This is a genomic window from Lacicoccus qingdaonensis, assembly GCF_900101075.1.
Taxonomy (GTDB): Bacteria; Bacillota; Bacilli; order Staphylococcales; family Salinicoccaceae; genus Lacicoccus; species Lacicoccus qingdaonensis.
The window spans coordinates 19,715-37,039 of the sequence record NZ_FNFY01000005.1 but is presented as its reverse complement, the minus strand read 5'-3'; the positions used below and the strand labels follow the sequence as shown (position 1 = coordinate 37,039).

The 17,325-nt window shown below is 43.9% G+C and carries 18 protein-coding genes and 1 other annotated feature; all 18 genes read right to left on the bottom strand.

What is annotated here, in order from left to right; genetic code table 11:
* Positions 1-8 precede the first annotated feature (8 nt).
* A complete protein-coding gene (gene rpsG, locus BLR15_RS04500) occupies positions 9-479 on the bottom strand; it encodes a 30S ribosomal protein S7 (protein ID WP_052254911.1) in 471 nt (156 codons plus the stop codon).
* 76 nt (positions 480-555) lie between these two features.
* Positions 556-975 (bottom strand): 30S ribosomal protein S12, encoded by a 420-nt coding sequence (gene rpsL / locus BLR15_RS04495; protein ID WP_092985304.1) that lies wholly within the window; start codon positions 973-975, stop codon positions 556-558.
* Between the two features lie 398 nt (positions 976-1,373).
* The gene (rpoC, locus tag BLR15_RS04490; protein ID WP_092985109.1) at positions 1,374-4,991 is read right to left on the bottom strand and encodes a DNA-directed RNA polymerase subunit beta'; all 3,618 of its coding nucleotides are present in this window, start codon (positions 4,989-4,991) and stop codon (positions 1,374-1,376) included.
* A gap of 39 nt (positions 4,992-5,030) precedes the next feature.
* Positions 5,031-8,567, bottom strand: a complete 3,537-nt coding sequence (gene rpoB / locus BLR15_RS04485) for a DNA-directed RNA polymerase subunit beta (RefSeq protein ID WP_092985107.1) — start codon at positions 8,565-8,567, stop codon at positions 5,031-5,033.
* Positions 8,568-8,807: 240 nt separating this feature from the next.
* Positions 8,808-9,428: a class I SAM-dependent methyltransferase gene (locus tag BLR15_RS04480; RefSeq protein WP_092985105.1), complete on the bottom strand. Its 621-nt coding sequence runs from the start codon at positions 9,426-9,428 to the stop codon at positions 8,808-8,810.
* A 101-nt stretch (positions 9,429-9,529) separates the two neighbouring features.
* The gene (gene rplL, locus BLR15_RS04475) at positions 9,530-9,898 is read right to left on the bottom strand and encodes a 50S ribosomal protein L7/L12 (RefSeq protein ID WP_092985103.1); all 369 of its coding nucleotides are present in this window, start codon (positions 9,896-9,898) and stop codon (positions 9,530-9,532) included.
* A gap of 37 nt (positions 9,899-9,935) precedes the next feature.
* Positions 9,936-10,430 (bottom strand): 50S ribosomal protein L10, encoded by a 495-nt coding sequence (gene rplJ / locus BLR15_RS04470; RefSeq protein WP_092985101.1) that lies wholly within the window; start codon positions 10,428-10,430, stop codon positions 9,936-9,938.
* 34 nt (positions 10,431-10,464) lie between these two features.
* Positions 10,465-10,617: a sequence feature (ribosomal protein L10 leader region), on the bottom strand.
* A 44-nt stretch (positions 10,618-10,661) separates the two neighbouring features.
* A complete protein-coding gene (gene rplA, locus BLR15_RS04465) occupies positions 10,662-11,360 on the bottom strand; it encodes a 50S ribosomal protein L1 (RefSeq protein WP_092985099.1) in 699 nt (232 codons plus the stop codon).
* A 79-nt stretch (positions 11,361-11,439) separates the two neighbouring features.
* Positions 11,440-11,865: a 50S ribosomal protein L11 gene (rplK, locus tag BLR15_RS04460; RefSeq protein WP_052254920.1), complete on the bottom strand. Its 426-nt coding sequence runs from the start codon at positions 11,863-11,865 to the stop codon at positions 11,440-11,442.
* A 139-nt stretch (positions 11,866-12,004) separates the two neighbouring features.
* Entirely contained in the window at positions 12,005-12,544 is a 540-nt protein-coding gene (gene nusG / locus BLR15_RS04455; protein WP_092985097.1) for a transcription termination/antitermination protein NusG, read from the bottom strand.
* Between the two features lie 17 nt (positions 12,545-12,561).
* Positions 12,562-12,738, bottom strand: a complete 177-nt coding sequence (secE, locus tag BLR15_RS04450; protein ID WP_092985095.1) for a preprotein translocase subunit SecE — start codon at positions 12,736-12,738, stop codon at positions 12,562-12,564.
* 20 nt (positions 12,739-12,758) lie between these two features.
* Positions 12,759-12,893 carry a 50S ribosomal protein L33 gene (gene rpmG / locus BLR15_RS04445; RefSeq protein ID WP_245696589.1) on the bottom strand — a complete coding sequence of 45 codons (135 nt, stop codon included), beginning with the start codon at positions 12,891-12,893 and terminating at the stop codon, positions 12,759-12,761.
* Between the two features lie 79 nt (positions 12,894-12,972).
* On the bottom strand, positions 12,973-13,566 hold the full coding sequence (locus BLR15_RS04440) for an RNA polymerase sigma factor (protein WP_143003928.1): 594 nt from the start codon (positions 13,564-13,566) through the stop codon (positions 12,973-12,975).
* A 63-nt stretch (positions 13,567-13,629) separates the two neighbouring features.
* A complete protein-coding gene (locus tag BLR15_RS04435; RefSeq protein WP_092985089.1) occupies positions 13,630-14,154 on the bottom strand; it encodes an NYN domain-containing protein in 525 nt (174 codons plus the stop codon).
* A 4-nt stretch (positions 14,155-14,158) separates the two neighbouring features.
* A complete protein-coding gene (rlmB, locus tag BLR15_RS04430; protein WP_092985088.1) occupies positions 14,159-14,899 on the bottom strand; it encodes a 23S rRNA (guanosine(2251)-2'-O)-methyltransferase RlmB in 741 nt (246 codons plus the stop codon).
* On the bottom strand, positions 14,892-15,296 hold the full coding sequence (locus tag BLR15_RS04425) for a Mini-ribonuclease 3 (RefSeq protein WP_092985086.1): 405 nt from the start codon (positions 15,294-15,296) through the stop codon (positions 14,892-14,894). Before BLR15_RS04425 ends, rlmB begins: the two co-directional genes overlap by 8 nt.
* On the bottom strand, positions 15,289-16,683 hold the full coding sequence (gene cysS / locus BLR15_RS04420; RefSeq protein WP_092985084.1) for a cysteine--tRNA ligase: 1,395 nt from the start codon (positions 16,681-16,683) through the stop codon (positions 15,289-15,291). The genes BLR15_RS04425 and cysS overlap by 8 nt, the downstream gene beginning before the upstream one ends.
* Positions 16,667-17,323: a serine O-acetyltransferase gene (cysE, locus tag BLR15_RS04415; RefSeq protein ID WP_092985082.1), complete on the bottom strand. Its 657-nt coding sequence runs from the start codon at positions 17,321-17,323 to the stop codon at positions 16,667-16,669. The genes cysS and cysE overlap by 17 nt, the downstream gene beginning before the upstream one ends.
* Positions 17,324-17,325 lie beyond the last annotated feature (2 nt).

Here is a 17,325-nt window from a genome sequence, read left to right as displayed (position 1 = left end):
CACTGACACTACCAGCGGTAGTGAGCAAATGCTCTGTTAGCTTCTGCCATTTTGTGCACTTCTTCACGTCTCTTAACAGCACCGCCGGTGTTGTTTGCAGCGTCAAGAATTTCGTTCGCTAATCTCTCCACCATTGTTTTCTCCCCACGCAGACGAGCGTAGTTCACAAGCCAGCGGAGACTTAGAGTCGTACGGCGTTCAGGGCGTACTTCCACAGGCACCTGGTAGTTTGAACCGCCGACACGGCGCGCTTTAACTTCAAGTACAGGCATGATATTCTCAATCGCTTCATCGAAAACCTCCATGGCATCTCTGCCTGAACGTTCCTGAACAAGATCGAATGCACTGTATAGGATACTTTGTGAAGTACCGCGCTTTCCGTCTACCATCATTTTGTTGATAAGTTTCGTGATTAGTTTCGAGTTGTGAATCGGATCTGGCAACACATCTCTTTTTGCAACTGGACCTTTACGAGGCATATTGTAATCCTCCCTTCAAATTTTATCATTTATGCGTCAAAAGTTTAATTCATATACAAAGAATTAGTGACTTTAATTATTTTTTAGCTTTAGGTTTCTTGGCTCCATATAGTGAACGGCCCTGCATACGTCCGTCAACACCTGAAGTATCAAGTGCACCACGTACAACATGGTAACGTACACCCGGTAAGTCTTTGACACGTCCCCCGCGGATAAGAACAACACTGTGCTCCTGCAGGTTATGGCCGATACCAGGGATATAGGCGTTAACTTCGATGTTGTTGGAAAGTCTCACACGAGCATATTTACGAAGCGCCGAGTTCGGCTTCTTCGGTGTCATTGTACCTACACGAGTACAAACACCACGCTTATGAGGCGCTGATTCTTTCGTCACGCGCTTTTTTAGACTGTTGAAACCTCTGTTCAGTGCTGGTGAGTCTGTACTTTGGCTCTTAGACTTACGCGGCTTTCTGACTAACTGATTAATAGTTGGCATTTTAAATAGTCCTCCTCCCTTTATCAAGATTTTGTAATACCACACATCCAGGTGGTTCATTTTTAGATTATAAAAAATCTGTAAGAATAAATTCTTACAATTTCGCATCTAAATTGCTCTCTAAGAGGTAAATTACCCATTATAGAGTAACCTTAACAATAATAGCACTTTGAAAATGCCATTGTCAAGTATTTTTGAGCATTAATCCCTTAATTGCCTCAAGTAGTAATGATAACAAGATTAGCCGCATGGTACAAGGGTTAAAGCATAAAATATGCAGGAGAAGCGCCTTTTGAAATAAAGACCCTATCCCCTGTATGCAATCATTTCATCTATTGACTTCTTCATGCGAAAAGTGTCCCGCTGTATAACTTCGGCGGGACACTTCCAAATTTATATTATTCTTCTGTCACTGGTTCTTTCTCAGCTGTTTCAGGTAATTCTGCATCAACTTCAACATCACGGTATCTCGGCATTCCTGTACCTGCAGGTATCAGTTTACCAATGATGACGTTCTCTTTAAGTCCGAGCAGCTCATCGCGTTTACCTTTAATCGCTGCATCTGTAAGCACTCTTGTTGTCTCCTGGAAACTCGCCGCTGACAGGAAGCTTTCAGTTTCCAGTGATGCTTTTGTGATTCCGAGTAATACAGGCTTGGCTGTTGCCGGGCGTTTTCTCTTCTTAAAGATTTCTTTATTCGCATCCGTAAATGAGTGCACTTCAACCAGTGCGCCAGGAAGGAGTGTCGTATCTCCGGCATCGATGATTCTCACTTTGCGTAACATCTGTCTGACCATTACTTCAACGTGCTTATCATCAATTTCAACACCTTGCATACGGTATACTTTTTGAACTTCTTTAAGCAAGTATTCCTGCGTCTTGTTCAATCCGGCGACCGTCAGCAATTCTTTCGGTTCGATTGAACCTTCGCTCAGCGAATCACCCGGAGCGACTGTATCACCGATTTCAACTTTCAGCCTTGCTGCGCCAAGTGCGGTGTATGTTCTTGTTTCCTGTTCGCCTTTGACTTTAATTTCCTGCTGGCGATCTTTAACAACTTCAATATCCGTCACTTCGCCGCCGATTTCAGTAATGACGGCCTGACCTTTAGGGTTACGTGCTTCAAATAACTCCTGGATACGCGGCAGACCTTGAGTGATATCACTTCCGGCTACCCCGCCCGTATGGAATGTACGCATCGTAAGCTGTGTACCCGGCTCACCGATGGACTGGGCTGCGATTGTACCAACCGCTTCGCCGACTTCAACTTTTTCACCGGTCGCAAGGTTTTTACCATAGCAGCGTTCACATACGCCGTGACGCGTATTACAAGTGAATGCCGAACGGATATACACTTCTTCAATGCCGCTGTTCACGATTTCTTTGGATTTTTCTACGGTGATCAGGTCATTCGAACGTACAATAATTTCTTTAGTTTCAGGATTTCTGATTGTTTCTTTGGCGTAACGGCCTTCGAGACGGTCGATCAGCGGTTCAATCAGTTCTGAACCTTCTGTAAGTGCTGAAACCAACAGTCCCTTATCAGTACCACAGTCTTTTTCACGAACAATCACATCTTGTGCGACGTCAACGAGACGACGTGTCAGGTAACCTGAGTCAGCTGTTTTCAGAGCTGTATCCGCAAGTCCTTTACGTGCACCGTGTGTGGAAATGAAGTACTCGAGTACTGTCAGACCTTCACGGAAGCTTGATGTGATCGGAAGTTCGATGATCTGGCCGGACGGGTTCGCCATCAGACCACGCATACCTGCAAGCTGCGTGAAGTTTGATGCGTTACCACGGGCACCTGAGTCGCTCATCATAAAGATCGGGTTCAATCTGTCCAATGAATTCATCAGTTTTTCCTGGATGACATCTTTTGCTTTTGTCCACAGTTCAATGACTGTGCCGTAACGTTCATTCTCTGTGATCAGACCACGTGAGAACTGCTTCTGCACTTTTTCAACTTTATCCTCTGTCTCATCAATGATCTGCTGTTTGTCCGGCAGTACCACGATATCGGATACACCGACCGTAATACCCGCTCTGGAAGAATACTTGAAGCCCAGATCTTTCATCAGGTCCAGCATTACAGACGTTTCGGTAATGTGGAACTTGTTGAAGATTTCAGCAATGATCTGGCCCAGGTAGCCCTTATCGAATGGATCGACAAGTGGTCTGTCCTTATAGTATTCTTTCAGGCCGCCTTCACCCAATTTTCCAACTTGTACGAAGTATTCATCAGGTGTTTTATTTTCAAGGTTGGTTCTTGTCGGTTCGTTTATATACGGGAATGACGGTGGCATGATTTCATTGAAAATAATCTTCCCGACCGTTGTCAGCATTACTTTGCCGCGGTTTTCTTCAGATACTTTTTCAACCTCCAATGAACCTGCATGGACACCGATTCTTGTATGAAGACCAACATAGCCGTTGGTGTAGGCCATGATGACTTCATTCGCATCTTTGAAAATATGACCTTCACGCTTATCATTCTCGCGTTCAAGTGTTAAATAGTAGTTACCCAGAACCATATCCTGTGACGGTGTAACAACCGGCTTGCCGTCTTTCGGGTTCAGAATGTTCTGAGCTGAAAGCATCAGCATTCTCGCCTCTGCCTGCGCTTCTTTGGAAAGCGGTACGTGAACAGCCATCTGGTCACCGTCAAAGTCAGCGTTATAAGCAGTCGTCACAAGCGGGTGAAGTTGAATTGCCCGGCCCTCGATCAGTACAGCTTCAAACGCCTGGATGCCCAGACGGTGCAGTGTAGGCGCACGGTTTAACAGTACAGGGTGTTCTCTGATTACATCTTCCAACACATCCCATACTTCGCTTTCCATACGTTCTATTTTACCTTTGGCATTTTTAATGTTGGTCGCCATTTCACGCTCGACAAGCTCTTTCATGACGAAAGGCTTGAACAGTTCAAGCGCCATTTCTTTTGGCAGACCGCACTGGTACATCTTCAAGTTTGGTCCGACGACGATAACTGAACGGCCCGAGTAGTCTACACGTTTACCAAGTAAGTTTTGACGGAAACGTCCCTGCTTACCTTTCAACATATGAGACAACGATTTTAACGGACGGTTGCCCGGCCCTGTGACCGGGCGGCCGCGTCGGCCATTGTCGATTAAAGCATCGACGGATTCCTGCAGCATGCGTTTCTCGTTCTGTACGATGATTCCTGGAGCACCCAGGTCCAGCAGGCGTTTCAGACGGTTGTTACGGTTAATTACACGACGGTATAGGTCGTTCAAATCACTCGTTGCAAAACGTCCGCCATCCAGCTGTACCATCGGACGGATTTCCGGCGGAATGATAGGAAGGACATCTAAAATCATCCACTCAGGGTTATTTCCTGAGTTACGGAAAGATTCCACAACTTCCAGCCGCTTGATCGCACGCGTCAATCTTTGACCCGTCGCAGATTCAAGTTCCTTTCTCAGTTGTGACAATTCTTCTTCAAGGTCAACATTCTGAAGCAGTTCCTTGATTGCTTCCGCACCCATTTTTGCAGTGAAAGTATTGCCGTGCTTCTCATAATACTCACGATATTCCCTTTCGGATAAAAGCTGCTTGGGTTCCAAACCGGTTGATCCCGGTTTGATGACTGCATAAGATGCGAAATAAATGATTTCTTCCAAAGAACGCGGCGACATATCCAGCAGAAGCCCCATTCTTGATGGGATGCCTTTGAAATACCAGATATGTGATACAGGGGCAGCAAGTTCAATGTGCCCCATTCTCTCACGGCGTACTTTTGCGCGTGTAACCTCTACACCACAGCGGTCACAGACCATACCTTTGTAACGTACACGTTTATACTTTCCACAACTGCATTCCCAGTCCTTAGTCGGACCGAAAATTTTCTCGCAGAATAATCCATCACGCTCTGGTTTCAAAGTTCTATAGTTAATTGTTTCAGGTTTCTTGACTTCTCCGAAAGACCACGAACGGATCTTTTCCGATGAAGCAAGACCGATTTTCATATATTGAAATCTATTGACATCTATCAATGAGCTTTCCTCCCTAAAAGTTTAATCAAGCTCAGTACATCACTCAGTGACATTCTCAGTTTCAACTTGTTTTTTATCGCTGACATTCAGTTGATTCGAATTGTCCTCGTCTTCCATGTCATGCATATCGACTTCATTGTCTTCATTATCCATGATCTTGACATTTAATCCTAAGCTCTGAAGCTCTTTCATCAATACTCTGAATGACTCAGGGACACCTGGTTTTGGCACGTTTTCGCCTTTCACAATCGATTCGTAAGTTTTCACCCGTCCGACTGTATCATCTGATTTGACCGTCAGTATTTCCTGCAATGTGTATGCAGCACCGTAAGCTTCAAGCGCCCATACTTCCATCTCACCGAAACGCTGACCGCCAAACTGGGCTTTACCGCCAAGCGGCTGCTGAGTAACAAGTGAATAAGGTCCTGTACTTCTCGCATGGAGCTTATCATCAACCATGTGAGCGAGTTTAAGCACGTACATTACACCAACAGAAATTCTGTTTTCAAACGGCTCTCCGGTACGGCCGTCATACAATACTGTCTTACCGTCACGTGCAAGTCCGGCTTCTTCCATTGTACCCCACACGTCATCTTCGTTCGCGCCATCGAAAACAGGTGATGCCATCTTGATGCCCATCTCGCGGGCAGCCATGCCGAGGTGAAGCTCGAGCACTTGTCCGATGTTCATACGTGAAGGTACGCCAAGCGGGTTAAGCATAAGATCGATAGGTGTGCCGTCCGGCAGGTAAGGCATGTCTTCCTCCGGCAGAATACGTGAGATAACACCTTTGTTACCATGACGTCCCACCATCTTATCACCGACGTTAATCTTTCTCTTCTGTACGATATAAACTCTTACAAGCTGGTTTACACCAGGGGACAGCTCATCGCCGTCTTCACGGTTGAACACTTTGACATCCAGAACGATACCTCCGGCACCATGCGGCACACGAAGTGAAGTATCTCGCACTTCACGCGCTTTTTCACCGAATATGGCATGCAGCAGACGTTCTTCAGCAGTCAGTTCCGTCACACCTTTAGGTGTCACTTTCCCTACAAGAATGTCGCCGTCGGTCACTTCTGCACCTATATAGACAATGCCGCGGTCATCCAGTTTTTTCAGGGCGTTGTCTGAAACATTGGGGATATCACGTGTGATTTCTTCCGGTCCAAGTTTAGTATCACGGGATTCGGATTCATATTCTTCGATATGGATTGAAGTGTAGACATCATCTTTTACAAGTCTTTCACTCATGATTACAGCATCTTCATAGTTATAGCCGTCCCATGTCATAAAGCCGACAACAAGGTTGCGGCCGAGTGCCATTTCCCCGTTATCCATGGATGGGCCGTCAGCCAGAATTTCACCTTTGGAAACAACGTCTCCTACGGAAACGATCGGCTTCTGGTTATAGCATGTACCTGAGTTTGAACGTGTGAATTTAGTCAGATTGTAAATGTCTTTCTCTGTTTCCACTTCTTTGCCGTTCTTCTCTTCAATACGGTATACATGGATGGCTTTCGCTTCAACATGAGAAACTCTGCCTTTATATTTGGATACTACTGCTGCACCTGAATCACGGGCAGATACGTGCTCCATACCTGTACCGATATAAGGTGATTCAGGTATAAGAAGAGGTACTGCCTGACGCTGCATGTTCGCACCCATCAGTGCACGGTTCGAGTCATCGTTTTCCAGGAACGGTATACATGCAGTCGCTGCCGATACTACCTGCTTTGGTGATACGTCCATGTAATCCATGCGCTCTCTCGGCATCTGCGTGTTGTTACCGCGGAAACGACAGAAAATCTCATCGTTCTGGAAACGGTTGTTCTCATCAAGTATAGAGTTGGCCTGTGCCACAACATAGTTGTCCTCTTCATCAGCTGTCAGATAGTCTATCTGATCTGTGACACGGTTTGTTTCATGATCCACTCTTCTATACGGCGTTTCTATAAAACCAAACTCGTTGACACGCGCATAGCTTGATAAAGTGTTGATCAGACCGATGTTCGGCCCCTCAGGTGTTTCAATCGGACACATACGTCCATAGTGTGAATAGTGAACGTCACGCACTTCAAAGCCGGCACGTTCACGCGTCAGACCGCCGGGTCCAAGCGCTGACAGACGACGCTTATGCGTCAGCTCGGCCAATGGGTTAGTCTGGTCCATGAACTGTGATAACTGCGAGCTTCCAAAGAACTCTTTTATAGAGGCAATTACCGGACGGATGTTGATCAGCTGCTGCGGAGTGATCGACTCTGCATCCTGAATTGACATACGTTCACGGATGACACGTTCCATACGTGAAACACCGATTCTGAACTGGTTTTGCAGCAATTCACCGACTGAACGCAGACGTCGGTTGCCCAGGTGGTCGATATCATCTGTATAGCCGACACCATGAAGCAGGTTGAAGAAATAACTGATTGAAGAAATGATGTCTGACGGCGTGATTGATTTCACTTCAGCATCAGGGAATGCGTTCCCGATGATTGTCGTCGTCCCTTCTTCAAAGTCAGGTGCTTCAACACTGATTGACTGCACTTCAACAGGCTCATCAAGAGCGCCCTGTTCCAGGTCATATGTCTCCAGGTTCGCTGTCGACTCAAGTGCATCTGTAATAGCATCCAGCGTTCTGCGGTCGATTGTCGCACCCTTTTCAGCTACGATTTCGCCCGTTTCTTTATCAACGATCGGTTCAGCCAGTACCTGGTTGAATAATCTGTTTTTAAGATGGAGCTTTTTATTCATTTTGTATCGTCCGACGTTTGCCAGATCATAACGTTTCGGATCGAAAAATCTTGTATACAGCAGATTTTTGGCGTTTTCCACCGTCGGCGGTTCACCCGGACGCAGGCGTTCATAGATTTCAAGCAATGCCTGATCCACTGTTTCTGTAGTATCTTTGTCTAATGTGTTGCGTATATATTCATTATCACCAAGAAGATTGATGATTTCCTGGTCAGTTGAGAATCCAAGTGCACGGACAAGCACTGTGATCGGAAGTTTACGAGTGCGGTCAATACGGACGTAGACAACGTCTTTGGCGTCAGTTTCATACTCTAACCAGGCACCGCGGTTCGGTATGACCGTCGCACCATAGCTCAACTTACCATTCTTATCATATTTCTCCGAGTAATATACAGATGGGCTACGTACGAGCTGAGATACAATGACACGTTCAGCTCCATTAATAATGAAAGTACCAGTGTCTGTCATCAATGGGAAGTCACCCATAAACACTTCTTGCTCTTTCACTTCACCAGTCTCTTTAATGACCAGGCGGACTTTCACGCGTAATGGCGCAGAATAAGTAGCATCGTGGTTCTTTGCCTCATCTTCATCGTATTTTGGTTCACCAAGTTTATAATCTACGAACTCTAATGACATATTTCCGGTAAAATCTTCCACCGGTGAAATATCCTTGAACATTTCAATCAGACCCGTCTGTAAAAACCACTCATAAGACTTGGTCTGAATCTCAATCAAGTTAGGCAGATCCAATTGCTCTTCGATACGTGCATAGCTCCTGCGTGTAGCATGTCTTCCATATTGAATCACTTGACTCATCGACAGATTCACCCCTAATAAAATTTACGTAAAACATACACATTAGCATACTAGAATGTTTAAAGACAAAAAGAAAACGGAATCGAAATCAACTCCATTTTCTATTTATATTAAACAGTATTTAATACGCTCCATTTCAATAAGCAGACAAAAAGTGCATACTTACTGACATTATATTTTTACATTCTATAACTATAACACAAGTATTTTGTCAAGTCAAATTGGTCATTGCTTTTCTTTTCAATTTGTGTTTTGACCGGTACCCTCGTGTCTTTTTATACCTTTTAATACGTAATAGCCCTTATCTTTCAAGAGCACTTCAACATTGCCAAACAATTGTTCAATCGAATCTTTATATGATTTCATACCCTGCTTCTTTTGAACGACCATATAAAATCTACCGGCCGGCACGAGACGGCTGAACCCATCTTTTATAATGCCCATGACAACATCTTTGCCGGCTCTGAACGGGGGATTGGTAACATAGAGTTCAGCTTTCACATCGGATCCATCATACGCTTCCCTCGATAAAATCTCAGCATCGATATCATTCTTTGCGGCGTTATCATGCAGCAGACTGAGCGCATCCCCGTTCACTTCGACCATCACCGGCCGGGCGTTTAAAACCTTGCCCAGTATGATGCCTATCGGTCCGTAACCCGCCCCCATATCAATCAATGAGGCAGAACCTCCCCCATTATCAGAGAACACACCGCGTATCAGTACTCTCGTACCGTAATCCAGCTGATCTTTTGAAAAAACACCACGGTCCGTTTTAAACTTATAGACACTGTTTTCAAAGGTATAGTCTATCTCCTTGTAATCATGGGCGGACTGGTCCGTTGTAAAATAATGAGACATCAATTTCACCTCCGGTGATGTTTTATGTAATGAAAAAGTGAGGCTCATCTAAACAATTTGTTTATATGAGCCTCACTTCAAAAATTAACTATACACAAAAATTATTTAAGTTCTACGCCAGCGCCTACTTCTTCCAACTTCTCTTTAAGTTCTTCAGCTTCTTCTTTAGCCATGCCTTCTTTGATCACTTTAGGAGCTCCGTCTACAAGTTCCTTAGCATCTTTAAGTCCAAGACCAGTTGCTTCACGTACTACTTTGATGACTTTGATCTTGGATGAACCAGCATCTGTAAGTTCAACGTCGAATTCACTCTTCTCTTCAGCAGCTGCTTCTCCGCCGCCTGCGCCTGCTGCTGCTACTGGTGCTGCTGCAGTTACGCCAAATTCTTCTTCAATTGCTTTTACAAGATCGTTTAATTCTAAAACTGTCATACCTTTAATCGCTTCAATGATTTCTTCATGATTAGCCATTATAAATTCCTCCATTTTTTATTTGATTTAATTATGATTAAGCTTCTTCTTTGTCTTCACCAACAGCTTTAACTGCATAAGCGAAGTTGCGTACCGGAGCTTGAAGTACAGATAGCAGCATAGATACAAGTCCATCTTTGGATGGTAGTGATGCGATTGCATTCACATCTTCTGCCGGTGTGAACTTGCCTTCAAGGACACCTGCTTTGATTTCCAAAGCTTCATGTTCTTTAGCAAAGTTGTACAGAACTTTAGCCGGAGCAACAACATCTTCATTAGAAAATGCAATCGCGTTTGGACCAGTTAATAATTCATTCAACTCTGTCAGTTCTGCTTTTTCAGCTGCACGGCGAGTCATCGTATTTTTGTATACTTTGAATTCTACGCCGGCATCTCTGAGGTTTTTACGCAGTTCAGTTATTTCAGACACTGTCAGTCCACGGTAGTTTACAACTATTGTAGATACAGATTCTTTCAACTGAGCAGCGATATCGTCTACTAACTGCTGTTTCGATTCCATCACGTTTGACATTCTTACACCTCCATAATTTTGTGTGTATAGGTTGGTGCAATAAAAAAAAGCACCTTTTACCTACGGCAAAAAGTGCTTGAATATATATTGGTCAATTCAAGTCTTTTCATTTGCCTCGGCAGGATGGTCTTTTAAGCGGCGTATAAAACGTCACTCCTGCTGTCTTAGGTAATATTTTAATACAAGTGCAACTGTACAACAGCCAGCTGCACTTGTCAATATTAATTTTTATTAAACAATTCTTGCTGCGTTGTTGTCTACTTTAATTCCAGGTCCCATCGTTGATGAAACTGCTACAGATTTAAAGTAGGTGCCTTTCGCAGATGAAGGCTTCGCTTTGCCAAGAGCATCGTGGATTGCATTGAAGTTTTCAACCAGTTTCTCAGTATCGAATGATACTTTACCGATTGCAACGTGTACAATACCTGATTTCTCTGCACGGTATTCAACTTTACCTGCTTTGATTTCTTCCACTGCTTTTTTAACATCCATTGTAACTGTACCTGTTTTAGGGTTCGGCATTAAACCTTTAGGACCTAATACGCGTCCAAGTTTACCAACTTCACCCATCATGTCAGGTGTTGCAACGATTACATCAAAATCAAACCATCCGCCATTGATTTTCTGAACGAATTCCTGATCTCCTGCGTAATCTGCGCCTGCTTCCTCTGCTTCTTTGAGCTTTTCACCTTTAGCAAATACTAATACACGCTGTGATTTACCAGTACCGTGCGGCAATACAATCGCTCCACGGATTTGTTGGTCGTTTTTACGTGTATCAATACCCAGGCGGAAAGCGACTTCAACAGAAGCATCAAAATTTACAGTGCTTGTTTCTTGAGCTATTTTAACTGCTTCTTCAATTGAATATGAAGAATTGGCATCAAATTTTTCAAGCGCTGCCTGATACTTTTTACTTCTTTTAGCCATTGATAATTCCTCCTTGTGGTTTTAGCGGGTTATCCTCCCACGTTTGTATTAATACGTTTTTATACAGTCATTGTCATTTTTACTTTTCAATTTCGAAGCCCATGCTTCGTGCTGTACCTTCGACCATACGCATTGCCGCTTCTACATCAGCCGCATTAAGGTCTTCCATTTTCGTTTCAGCAATTTCACGCACTTGCGCTTCTGTTACTTTCGCCACTTTGTCTTTGTTCGGCTCGCCTGAACCTTTGTCGACATTTGCAGCTTTTTTCAATAATACTGCAGCTGGTGGTGTTTTTGTTATGAAAGTAAATGAACGGTCTTCAAATACAGAAATTTCTACTGGAATGATCAGACCTGCCTGCTCTTGTGTACGTGCATTGAATTCTTTACAGAATCCCATGATATTGACGCCTGCCTGACCTAATGCCGGCCCAACTGGCGGCGCTGGATTTGCCTTCCCTGCAGGAATCTGCAATTTCACAACGTTGATAACTTTTTTAGCCACGATGTGCACCTCCTCGTTTATCGTGATGTGGTCATAGGATATTAAGATTTTATCCTCCCACTCGCATCTATAAAAAGATGGCCGGAAAATTCCGACCATAATATTCTACCATTATTATATTTAAAATACAACCTGAATTTTATAGTTTTTCGATTTGATCGAATTCTACTTCCACAGGCGTTTCTCTGCCGAACATTTCGACAAGCACCGTCAGCTTATAGCGCTCTTCATCAATCTCTTTGATTTCACCGGATTGGTTGTTGAACGGACCGTCAATGATATTGACGACTTCACCGACTTCAACTTCAAAATCTACAGTCTTTTCAACCATGCCCATAGATTTCAAAATAAACTTCACTTCTTCAGGCAGTAACGGGTTCGGTTTGCTTCCTGCACCCTGTGAACCTACGAATCCAGTGACACCCGGTGTATTTCTGACAATATACCAGGATTCATCTGTCATTATCAATTCTACTAGTACATAGCCTGGAAATGTCTTTTTCATCGCCGTTTTACGTTTGCCATCTTTAACTGTCGTCTCTTCTTCTTCAGGGATCACCACTCTGAAAATCCGATCCTGCATATTCATAGAGTCAAGACGGGCAAGTAAATTCGCCTTTACTTTGTTTTCATATCCCGAATAAGTATGAACGGCATACCAATTCTTTTCACCAGACATCCAATCGCTCCTTTAAATTACAATAAATCTATTAATGCTGTAATGCCTAAATCCAATGCATAGAAAAAAGCCAAGAAAAATATAACCGTCATTGCGACAATCATTGTAAATCTGGCAGTTTCCTGACCTGTCGGCCAGCTGACTTTTTTCATTTCGCTGACTACATTTTGAAAGAAATTCTTATTGTTTGCCATTTTTAACAAATCCTCCTACTTCAGATGGAACTTTTATGAGTCGTATGCCGATTACATTTTTTACAATACTTCTTCATGACTAAACGTTCTTTATGGTCACTCTTTAATTGATAGTTTCTGGAGCCACATTCATTACACGCCAATGTTATCTTCATATAACACATCTCACTCAATTCTTATTTACTATACCGATTTTAAAAAACAATGTCAAACACTGTTAAATGACACGATAAATTATTTTTTACGCTTTCTTCTCACTCTGTGCAGACTGTTCACTATCGCTTTTTCACTGACACAGAGCTTTTCCGAGATTTCTTTGATCTGGTAGCCGTAGTTGCAATAATAAACGATTTTACGCTCAAGCGGCGAGCATACTTTACGATTGTTCAGAATATGTGACTTGTTCTCTTCATATATGATGATATCCAGCGGATTGTCCTGCATACGGTTTCTGTGATCACCAGTTTCAAAAGTGATGTCCTGAACGGACTTGATGACCTCGCTCAACCCATAGTCCGTCATTCTGTGATACAGCTTCATCAGCTCATAGGTGATCGCTTTGGAGACATAGTGACGGTAGTTGCCAAGTTCAGGGTTGTATTTATAGCATAGCCTCAGTGCCAGCTCCATCATGTCCTGGAGTGCATCTTCCCTGTCATAATAATCGAATTTGTACTTCAATGTCTTTTTAAAAACGCTCTGTCTTAAATTTTCATCGATCCAATCAAATGCACTAATATCACCATTGTAAACTTTGTACGCACAATCATTCATCCGGTCATCCAACGATTCTTTGAGAATAAAGTGATGTTGAGTAATTAGATACATAAGCCGTCTCCCATAATTTTATATATATAAAATATATGGCGGAACGGCATTTACTTCAAGGTGCTATTTTAAGCCCCTTCTCCATTTTTCAAATTCTGATAACACATCCGGACGGATATCCAGTTTCTGCCTTGGCAGTTTCCTGTTTATTGCATCTATTTCTTTACTGATATTTTTTTCTGAATCTTCCAGTGTCAGCCACATCTCTCTTGATGATATCCGGTAGGCGCCAAGAGCAAAGATGGCATTCTGTTCAGTCAGGTCGCTGGTCACTACACTGATTTCACAAAGAAATGGGTGGTAATTGTCATGGACAAAGCGCTCTATATATTCATCTGCCGTTTCCTTTTCTTTTGTGAAAATAACGGTGAGTCCATGTTTTTGAAGGACGGACTCCTTACTCTTCACTTCGTAGGCATCGAACACGATGATGATTTCAAATGTTGTAACCATCTGATATTCGGCAAGCGCTGTAATCAGCTCTTCCCTGGCCAGCTCCAGTGACACTTTGGATTCATTGAAAAGTTCTTTATTGGCACCGATCAGGTTATAGCCGTCAACGATTAAAATTCTCCGCTTTTTTCTCATCACATCACAACCTGACAGGGTTCTGCTTCCGGTATACTTCGTACATCAGCAGCGCTGCCGATACTGAAGCATTTAAACTCGTTATTTGTCCGGTCATGGGAATCTTGACAGTGAAATCACATTTTTCCAGTGTTTTTCTGCTGATACCTTCACCTTCACTGCCGATGACGACCGCAGTGCTCATATCCAAAGAGAGCTCACGATAATCCGTGTCTCCGCTGCCGTCAGTCCCGACGACCCAGAAACCTCTGTCCTTCAGCTTATCAATCGTCTGATTGATGTTGGTCACCCGCACTACGGGTATATATTCAATCGCGCCGGTTGATGTTTTCGCCACTGTTTCTGTCAGCTGGACGGACCGCCTTTTCGGAATGATCACTGCATCAAACCCTGTCGCGTCGCATGTTCTTAATATCGAACCAAGATTATGGGGGTCTTCAAGCCCGTCCAGTATGATGACATTTGCAATATCCTTGCCTTCGACAGTCTGAAGGAATTTATCAAAATCCATATATTCATGGGCACTGATTGATGCGATGATACCCTGATGCTTTTCATCTGTCATACTGTCTATCTTATTCTTCGGTACATTCTGGACAATCACTTTCCGCTTCCTTGCCAGATCCAAAAGTTCCTTCACCTGATTTTTATTGATCGAATCCTGTACGTAGACTTTATTTATATCACTTCCCGAACGCAGCGCTTCTCTCACTGCATTTCGGCCGGCTACTATGGAATCAGTCATCGTGAACCCTCCCCTCCTTAATGATTTCCTGCATCAGTTCTCCTATTCTGGAATGGTTATCCATCAAGTCGAGATAACCGATCAGAGCCTCCAGGCCAGAAGCATTCCTATATTCTTTGATTGTCGCATTTTTGGCTCTCGTCGCACTTGATTTATTGCGTGCACGTTTTGCTATTTCCCACTCTTCTTCAGTGAGCAGCCTTTCATTTCTCAAATGAAGCAGCGCACGGGACTGCGCCTTCGCGCTCACCAGCCGGTTCGCCTCTATATGAAGATCTTCAGGTTTCAACCGTGATTTCTCTTTGATCAGAAACGTCCGGATGTAGACTGCATATACCGAGTCACCCAGAAAAGCCAAAGATAAACTCGGCACTTCTTCCACATTAAAGTCAGCCACGCTTGAACCGCACTCCCTCTTTAGTATCTTCCAAAACGATACCCTGTTCTTTTAAATAGTCTCTGATTTCATCGGCACGGGAGAAATCTTTATTTTTCCGTGCATCATCACGTTCCAGAATGAGCTTTTCAATTTCTTCATCGAGCAGAATCGTTTCTTCTTCCAAAACGATGCCCAGAACTCCGGCATACTGTTCAAACACTTCGATGAATCTCGCCAGCACTTCCTGGTTCGTCGTGTTATAGCGAAGGTATTTATTCAGTTCGGTAGTGAGGTCATGCCATGCACTGATGGCGTTGGCCGTGTTGAAATCATCATCCATATGCGCTTCGAACGTCTTGATATTTTCCTCGATGATTTCCTGTATCCTACTGTCCGGGTCAGTGCCTACTGCACTGTCCAGGCGCTCTTTCGCCTGTTTGTAACTGTCCTGGATACGTTCCAGTCCGGCTCTTGCGGCATCGACCAGTTCTCGGTTGTAATTGATCGGGTTGCGGTAATGCACACTGATCATAAAGAATCTCAGTACATTCGGGTTGATTTCTTTGATGATATCGTGAACCAGTATGAAGTTTCCGAGGGATTTTGACATCTTCGTGTTGTCAATATTGATATACCCGTTATGCATCCAGTAATTCGCAAATGTTTCATCCGTCATACATTCACTCTGCGCAATCTCGTTTTCATGGTGCGGGAAAGTCAAGTCCTGTCCGCCTGCGTGAATATCAATCGTATCGCCCAGGTGTTCTCTCGCCATCACACTGCATTCGATATGCCAGCCCGGACGACCGGCGCCCCACGGCGAATCCCACTTGATCTCATTCGGTTTGGCCTGCTTCCATAATGCGAAGTCCAGCGGATCTTCCTTTTTCTCTCCGGCATCTATACGTGCACCGACTTTCAGGTCGTTGATCGACTGCTGGCTCAGTTTACCATAACCGTCATATGAACGTGTTTTAAAATAAACATCTCCGTCAGATTCGTAGGCGTGCCCTTTGTCGATCAATATTTCGATGAATTTAACGATGTCATCCATGTGGTTCATCACTCTCGGATGCACTGTCGCCCGCTTGATGTTGAGTGCGCCGGTGTCTTCAAAGAATGCTTCGATGAAACGCTCTGCGATATCAGGGACCGTCTCTCCCAGTTCCTGTGACGCCTTGATCAATTTATCATCGACGTCTGTGAAGTTGGCGACGTATTTTACATCATATCCTTTATATTCCAGATATCTACGGACTGTATCAAATGCAATCGCCGGTCTTGCGTTGCCGATATGAATATAGTTATAAACAGTCGGACCACAGACGTACATCTTGACCTTGCCTTCTTCGATCGGCTTGAACGTCTCTTTCTGTCTTGTCAAAGTATTATATATGCGAACCATCTTTAACCTCATCCCTTACTTCTTTTCTAAAGTCTTTTATTTCATCTTCCAGGCCAATGATCATTTCCAGTATAGGGTCCGGTAAATCCGTCACATTCAGATCACGTGCGCCTTTGATCTTTTCGCCGGCCTGTTTGACGATGCGTCCCGGTATGCCGACGACCGTAGAGTCTTTCGGCACATTGATCAGCACGACTGAATTGGCGCCAATCTTCGAGTTTTCTCCGATGCGTATGTTCCCGAGCACCTTTGCTCCGGCGGCAACAAGAACATTGTCATCCAGATCCGGGTGCCTTTTCGTTTCTTCTTTTCCTGTCCCGCCCAGCGTGACGCCCTGATAGATCGTCACGTTATTGCCGATGCGGCACGTTTCACCGATTACCACGCCCATGCCGTGGTCTATGAATAAACGTCTGCCAATCTGTGCGCCGGGATGTATTTCAATACCTGTAATAAAACGGCTGACCTGCGAAATGATCCTTGAAAGAGTAGCGAATTTTCTTTTATACAGTTTATGTGCGATTAAATGCATCCATACAGCATGCAGTCCCGAATAAGTAAAAAATACTTCAAATTTACTTTTGGCTGCAGGGTCCAGCTCAAGTATCATATTGATGTCCTCTTTCATGCGATTAAACAAAA

Coding starts and splice junctions, on each gene's coding strand:
- rlmB (WP_092985088.1), bottom strand. CDS start 14,899: ATGACTGATTCCATAGTAGCCGGCCGAAATGCAGTGAGAGAAGCGCTG.
- nusG (WP_092985097.1), bottom strand. CDS start 12,544: ATGTCTGGTGAAAAGAATTGGTATGCCGTTCATACTTATTCGGGATAT.
- rplJ (WP_092985101.1), bottom strand. CDS start 10,430: ATGTCAAACGTGATGGAATCGAAACAGCAGTTAGTAGACGATATCGCT.
- rpmG (WP_245696589.1), bottom strand. CDS start 12,893: ATGAAGATAACATTGGCGTGTAATGAATGTGGCTCCAGAAACTATCAA.
- rplA (WP_092985099.1), bottom strand. CDS start 11,360: ATGGCTAAAAGAAGTAAAAAGTATCAGGCAGCGCTTGAAAAATTTGAT.
- rpoB (WP_092985107.1), bottom strand. CDS start 8,567: ATGAGTCAAGTGATTCAATATGGAAGACATGCTACACGCAGGAGCTAT.
- BLR15_RS04440 (WP_143003928.1), bottom strand. CDS start 13,566: ATGTATCTAATTACTCAACATCACTTTATTCTCAAAGAATCGTTGGAT.
- BLR15_RS04480 (WP_092985105.1), bottom strand. CDS start 9,428: ATGTCTCATTATTTTACAACGGACCAGTCCGCCCATGATTACAAGGAG.
- BLR15_RS04435 (WP_092985089.1), bottom strand. CDS start 14,154: ATGAGAAAAAAGCGGAGAATTTTAATCGTTGACGGCTATAACCTGATC.
- secE (WP_092985095.1), bottom strand. CDS start 12,738: ATGGCAAACAATAAGAATTTCTTTCAAAATGTAGTCAGCGAAATGAAA.
- rpsL (WP_092985304.1), bottom strand. CDS start 975: ATGCCAACTATTAATCAGTTAGTCAGAAAGCCGCGTAAGTCTAAGAGC.
- cysS (WP_092985084.1), bottom strand. CDS start 16,683: ATGGTTCGCATATATAATACTTTGACAAGACAGAAAGAGACGTTCAAG.
- rplL (WP_092985103.1), bottom strand. CDS start 9,898: ATGGCTAATCATGAAGAAATCATTGAAGCGATTAAAGGTATGACAGTT.
- rpsG (WP_052254911.1), bottom strand. CDS start 479: ATGCCTCGTAAAGGTCCAGTTGCAAAAAGAGATGTGTTGCCAGATCCG.